The sequence below is a fragment of the Micrococcus sp. LASM2_SD2 genome, from assembly GCF_057364565.1.
Window position 1 is genome coordinate 1 of record NZ_JBNFOB010000147.1, and the last position, 6,033, is coordinate 6,033.

Annotated in this window: 4 protein-coding genes and 1 pseudogene; all 5 read right to left on the reverse strand. The window is 72.6% G+C overall.

The genetic code is table 11. The annotated features are described in order from the left end of the window. Positions 1-48: 48 nt before the first annotated feature. Positions 49-1,646, reverse strand: a pseudogene (gene serA, locus AC2W7A_RS08430) (phosphoglycerate dehydrogenase). 261 nt (positions 1,647-1,907) lie between these two features. Then, the gene (ilvC, locus tag AC2W7A_RS08435) at positions 1,908-2,939 is read right to left on the reverse strand and encodes a ketol-acid reductoisomerase (protein WP_485990967.1); all 1,032 of its coding nucleotides are present in this window, start codon (positions 2,937-2,939) and stop codon (positions 1,908-1,910) included. A 135-nt stretch (positions 2,940-3,074) separates the two neighbouring features. Next, positions 3,075-3,605 (reverse strand): acetolactate synthase small subunit, encoded by a 531-nt coding sequence (gene ilvN, locus AC2W7A_RS08440; RefSeq protein WP_485990968.1) that lies wholly within the window; start codon positions 3,603-3,605, stop codon positions 3,075-3,077. 3 nt (positions 3,606-3,608) lie between these two features. Next, positions 3,609-5,477, reverse strand: coding sequence for an acetolactate synthase large subunit (locus AC2W7A_RS08445; RefSeq protein ID WP_485990969.1), 1,869 nt, complete (start codon positions 5,475-5,477; stop codon positions 3,609-3,611). Positions 5,478-5,663: 186 nt separating this feature from the next. Further along, the coding region (locus tag AC2W7A_RS08450; protein ID WP_485990970.1) for an amidohydrolase family protein at positions 5,664-6,033 on the reverse strand (370 nt) is incomplete at its 5' end.

Here is a 6,033-nt window from a genome sequence, read left to right on the forward strand (position 1 = left end):
GGAGACGTCCGGCGCACCCCGGGATGCGTCCGGCATGCGCCCGGCGGCTCAGCGCTCGGCCAGGTCCACCTCGGCGGCGCGCTCGGCCTCGATGGCCTGTTCGAGGGTCTCCAGGGTGCCCGGCCGCAGCGGGGCGTCGATCTGGAGGACGGCGAGGGCGGTGCCGCCCTCGGACTCACGGGAGACGTCCATGCCGGCGATGTTCACGCCCTGCTCGCCCAGCGCCTGGCCGAGGATGCCGATCACGCCCGGGCGGTCCGTGTAGCGGAAGGCCAGCAGGTGGTCCGTGAGCGGCACCTCGATCTCCGCGCGGTCCACGCCGACCAGCTTCTGCCGCTGGCGCGGGCCCACGAGGGTGCCGGCGACCGAGACCTGGTCGCCCTGGGAGGTCGCGCCGCGGACGGTGACCACGTTGCGGTAGGAGCCGGACTCGGCGGTGGTGGTCAGGCGGGTCTCGACGCCGCGCTGCTCGGCGAGCACCGGGGCGTTGACGTAGGACACCTGGTCCGAGACCACGTCCGTGAACACGCCCTTCAGGGCGGCCAGCCGGATCGAGGAGACGTCCTGCTCGGCGATCTCGCCGGCGACCGCGACCTCCACGGCGGTCAGCGAGCGCTCGCCCAGCAGGGCGGTGAGCACGCGGCCGAGCTTCTCGGCCAGGGGCAGGCCCGGGCGCACGTCCTCGTGGATGACGCCGCCGGCCACGTTCACGGCGTCCGGCACGAGCTCGCCGGCCAGGGCCAGGCGGACCGAGCGGGCCACGGAGACGCCGGCCTTCTCCTGGGCCTCGGCGGTGGAGGCGCCCAGGTGCGGGGTGACGGTGGCGCGGTCGTGGGCGAAGAACGCCAGGTCGGTGGCCGGCTCGGTGGAGAACACGTCGATGCCGGCGCCGCCGATGGCGCCGGACGCCAGGGCCCGGTCGAGCGCGTCCTCGTCCACGAGGCCGCCGCGCGCGACGTTCACCACGAAGGCGGTGTCCTTCATCCTGGCGAACTGCTCGTCGCCGAGCATGCCGACGGTCTCCGGGGTCTTCGGCATGTGGATGGTGACGAAGTCCGCACGCTCGAGCAGCTCGTCGAGCTCCACGAGCTCGGCGCCGAGCTGCTGGGCGCGGGCGGCGGTGATGTACGGGTCGTAGGCCAGGACGTCCATGCCGAACGCCTTCATGCGCTCGGCCACCAGGGCGCCGATGCGCCCGAGGCCGATGATGCCCAGGGACTTGCCGAACAGCTCCACGCCGGAGTACTTGGAGCGCTTCCACTCCCCCTGCTTCAGGGCGGCGTTGGCCGGGGCGATGTTGCGGGCGGAGGCCAGGATGTGACCGCAGGTCAGCTCGGCGGCGGACAGGATGTTGGAGGTCGGGGCGTTGACCACCATGACGCCAGCCGCGGTGGCGGCGGGCACGTCCACGTTGTCCAGGCCGACGCCGGCGCGGGCGATGACCTTGAGGTTCGTGGCGGCGGCGATGGCCTCCGCGTCCATCCGGGTGGCCGAGCGGATGAGGACGGCGTCGGCGCCGGGCAGGTCCGCCAGCAGGCGGGCACGGTCGGCGCCGTCGGTGTGACGGATCTCGAAGTCGGGCCGAGGGCCTCGACGGTGGCCGGGGACAGCTCCTCGGCGATCAGGACGACGGACTTGGCGCTCACGGTTCTTCCTTCACGGGGCTTCGGGTCGGTGGCGGCGGGGTGCGGTGCTGCGGTGCGGTGGCGCGGGCGGGCCCCAGGGGCCCGTGCCGGCCGTGACGGGCGGTGCCGTCACGGCCGAGCCTAGCCGCATTGATATGCGCCGGATGAATACGAACACGCGCCGGCACCTCACGCGGTGACGGCGCCGTCGTCGGGGGTCTGCCGGCCGGCGGCCAGGAGGGCGAGCAGCCGTCCAGGTCAGCGGGCGGCGCACCGTCCAGGTCAGCGGGCGGCGGTCCCCTCGGTGTAGTCGTCGTCGGTGTCCTTGAGCCAGGAGAACATCTGGCGCAGCTCGCGGCCGGTCTTCTCGATCGGGTGCTGCTCGGCCTGGGCGCGCAGCTCCGTGAACTCGGGGGCGCCGGCCTTCTGGTCGTCCATGAAGCGCCGGGCGAAGGCACCGGACTGGATGTCCGCCAGGACGGCCTTCATGTTCTCCTTGACGCGCTCGTCGATCACGCGCGGGCCGGAGACGTAGTCGCCGAACTCGGCGGTGTCCGAGATGGACCAGCGCTGCTTGGCCAGGCCGCCCTCGACCATCAGGTCCACGATCAGCTTCAGCTCGTGGAGCACCTCGAAGTAGGCGATCTCCGGCTGGTAGCCGGCCTCGGTCAGGGTCTCGAAGCCGTACTGGATCAGCTGGGAGGCGCCGCCGCAGAGCACCGCCTGCTCACCGAACAGGTCGGACTCGGTCTCCTCGGTGAAGGTGGTCTCGATGACACCGGCGCGGGTGCCGCCGATGCCCTTGGCGTAGGACAGGGCGAGGGCGTGGGCCTCGCCGGAGGCGTCCTGCTCGACCGCGATCAGTGCGGGCACGCCGCGGCCGGCCTCGAACTCGCGACGCACCACGTGGCCCGGGCCCTTCGGGGCAACGAGGGCGACGTCCACGCCGGCCGGGGCCTTGATGTAGTCGAAGCGCACGTTGAAGCCGTGGGCGAAGAACAGGGCGTCGCCGTCCTGCAGGTTGCCGGCGATGTGCTCGTTGTAGACGTCGGCCTGCACCTGGTCCGGGGTGAGGATCATGATCAGGTCCGCCTCGGCAGCGGCGGTGGCCACGTCGACCACGCGGAGGCCCTCGGCCTCGGCCTTGGCGCGGGACGTGGAGCCCTCGGCGAGGCCGATGCGGACATCCACGCCGGAGTCGCGCAGGGACAGCGCGTGGGCGTGGCCCTGCGAGCCGTAGCCGATGACGGCGACGGTGCGGCCCTGGATGAGCGACAGGTCGGCGTCGGCGTCGTAGAACTTCTTCACGGACATGGCGGGTCTCCTTCGGTTCGGAGGTCTCCCGGCCGGCGGGGCGGCCGGGATTCTGGACGGGTGGTGGGTCTGGGATGCCGGCCCGCCGCGGAGGGCGGCGGACGGGTCTGGAGGGGACGTGCGGTCCGCCCCGCGTCAGCGGGACAGGGCCCGCTCGGTCATGGAGCGGCCGCCCCGGGCGACGCCCAGGGTGCCGGAGCGGACGAGCTCACGGACTCCGAACGGGGCGAGCAGCTCGAGCAGGGCGTTGAGCTTGTCCCGGGAGCCGGTGGCCTCGAGGGTCAGCGACTCGGGGGCGACGTCCACGACCTGGGCCCGGAACAGCTCGGCCGCCTGCACGACCTGGCTGCGCGTCGCGGCGTCGGCCCGGACCTTCACGAGCAGGTGGTCGCGCTGCACCGAGGCCTCGGCGGAGAGCTCGATGACCTTGATGACGTTCACGAGCTTGTTGAGCTGCTTGGTCACCTGCTCGAGCAGGTGCGGATCCGCGTCCACGACCACCGTGATGCGGGACAGCCCCTCGATCTCGGTGACGCCCACGGCGAGCGAGTGGATGTTGAAGGCGCGCCGGGCGAACAGGCCGGCCACGCGGGTCAGCACACCCGGGACGTCCTGGACCAGCACAGACAGGGTGTGACGCTGGGTGGTCTCCGTCTCGTTGGCCATGTCTCAGTCCTCCTGGGTGAAGTCCGGGGTCATGCCGCGGGCGACCTGGATGGCGTCGTTGCTGACGCCGGCCGGCACCATCGGCCACACCATCGAGTCCCGGGAGACCACGAAGTCGATGACCACGGGGAGGTCGTCCACCTCGAGGGCCTTCCGGATGGTCTCGTCCAGGTCCTTCTCGCGCTCGCAGCGCAGGCCGACCGCGCCGTAGGCGTCGGCGAGTTTCACAAAGTCCGGGACGCGCACCGTGCCGTGGCCGGTGTTGAGGTCCGTGTGGGAATAGCGTGAGTCGTAGAACAGGGTCTGCCACTGGCGGACCATGCCCAGGGACGAGTTGTTGATGACGGCGACCTTGATGGGAATCCGGTTGATCACGCAGGTGGCGAGCTCCTGGTTGGTCATCTGGAAGCAGCCATCGCCGTCGATGGCCCAGACCACACGGTCCGGGTCGCCGACCTTGGCGCCCATGGCGGCGGGCACGGCGTAGCCCATGGTGCCCAGGCCGGCGGAGTTCAGCCACTGACGCGGGCGCTCGTACTGCACGAACTGGGCGGCCCACATCTGGTGCTGGCCCACGCCGGCGACGTAGGTGGCCTCGGGGCCGGAGAGTTCGGACAGCCGCTGGATGACCTGCTGCGGGGCGAGCAGGCCGTCCTCCGGGGCGGTCCATCCCAGCGGGTAGGTCTCGCGCAGGCGGGACAGCACGCCCCACCAGCCGGTGAGGTCCGGCAGGCCAACGCCGTCGCGGTCGCGGCGCAGCTCCTCCGTCAGGTCCGGGACGATCTCCTTCAGGTCGCCGACGATCGGGATGTCCGCGACGCGGTTCTTGGAGATCTCGGCCGGGTCGATGTCCGCGTGGATCACCTGGGCGCCCGGGGCAAAGCTGGTGAGCAGGCCGGTGACGCGGTCGTCGAAGCGGGCTCCGAGGGTGATGAGCAGGTCCGACTGCTGCAGCGCGGCCACGGCGGAGACGGAGCCGTGCATGCCGGGCATCCCCACGTGCAGCTCGTGCGAGTCCGGGAAGACGCCGCGGGCGGTCAGGGTGGTCACCACGGGGATGCCGGTGAGCTCGGCGAGCTCGCGCAGCTGCTCAGACGCGTCGGCGCGGGCGATGCCGCCGCCGACGTAGAGGACCGGACGGCTGCTCTGGCGGATCAGGCGTGCGGCGGCACGGATCTGCCGCGGGTGGCCGCGACGCACCGGGCGGTAGCCGGGCAGCTCGGGCTTCGGCGGCCAGGCGAACTCGAACTCGCCGACCTGGGCGTCCTTGGTGACGTCCACGAGGACCGGTCCGGGCCGCCCGGTGGCTGCGATGTGGAAGGCCTCCGCCAGGGCCTGCGGGATGTCCTCGGCACGGGTGACCAGGCGGGAGTGCTTCGTGATCGGCATGGTGATGCCCACGATGTCCGCCTCCTGGAAGGCGTCCGTGCCGATGGCGGTGGAGTTGACCTGGCCGGTGATGAACACGACGGCCTGAGAGTCCATGTGCGCGTCCGCGATGGCGGTCACCAGATTGGTGGCGCCCGGACCGGAGGTGGCCAGCGCGACGCCGGGGCGGCCGGTGGCCAGGTAGTAGCCCTGGGCGGCGTGGCCGGCGCCCTGCTCGTGGCGGACCAGGATGTGGCGGATGGACGAGGAGTCCATGAGCGGGTCGTAGGTCGGCAGGATGGCGCCGCCGGGGAGGCCGAAGACCTCGGTGACGCCGATCTCCTCGAGGCTGCGGACGATGGCCTCGGATCCGGTCATGGGGGTGGGGGTCACCGTGCGGCACGGCCCGGGGACGCGTGGCTCGATGCTGTCGGAGCGGTGGGCGCGGGTGGACTCGCGCGGGGTCGGCCTCGCCGGTTCGGCGGCGCGCTGCTGCGTGCTCATGGGTTCACCTCGCTGGACGGCGGGTTGTCAGGGGCAATGGTGCCCATCCGCAGGACCGTCGGCCGGGTGCGGCCGGGGGCCTTCCGCGCCTGCCCCGGGGGTGGTGGAGCGGGTGCGTCGGGTGGTCTCCTGGGTGACACTATCCGTGCGTCCCGGCGGCTCCGGCCAGCTCTCCACCGAAGCATCTCATCTTGTGGACTCGGCGACCGCATCGTGAACAGGCCCCAGGTCCTCCCCGAGCACGAGCAGGTCCGCTTCGACCCCCGCGCGCAGCCTGCCGGCGGGCAGTCCCAGGGCATCGGCGGGGACGGAGGTGGCCGCCCGCAGCGCCTGCTCCGGCCCGATCCCCGCAGCGACGGCGCGCCCGAGGCAGTCCGCCAGCGTCGCCGTGGAGCCGGCGATCGCCCCCGGCTCACCGTGCCGGGACACGAGGCGGGCCACTGACCCGGACACCGTCACCGCCAGCGGGCCCAGCCGGTAGTCGCCTCGGCGCAGCAGGCGGCGGCCATGGAGTCCGAGACCACGGCCCACCGCCGGCCCGCCTCCGCCGCCGTGC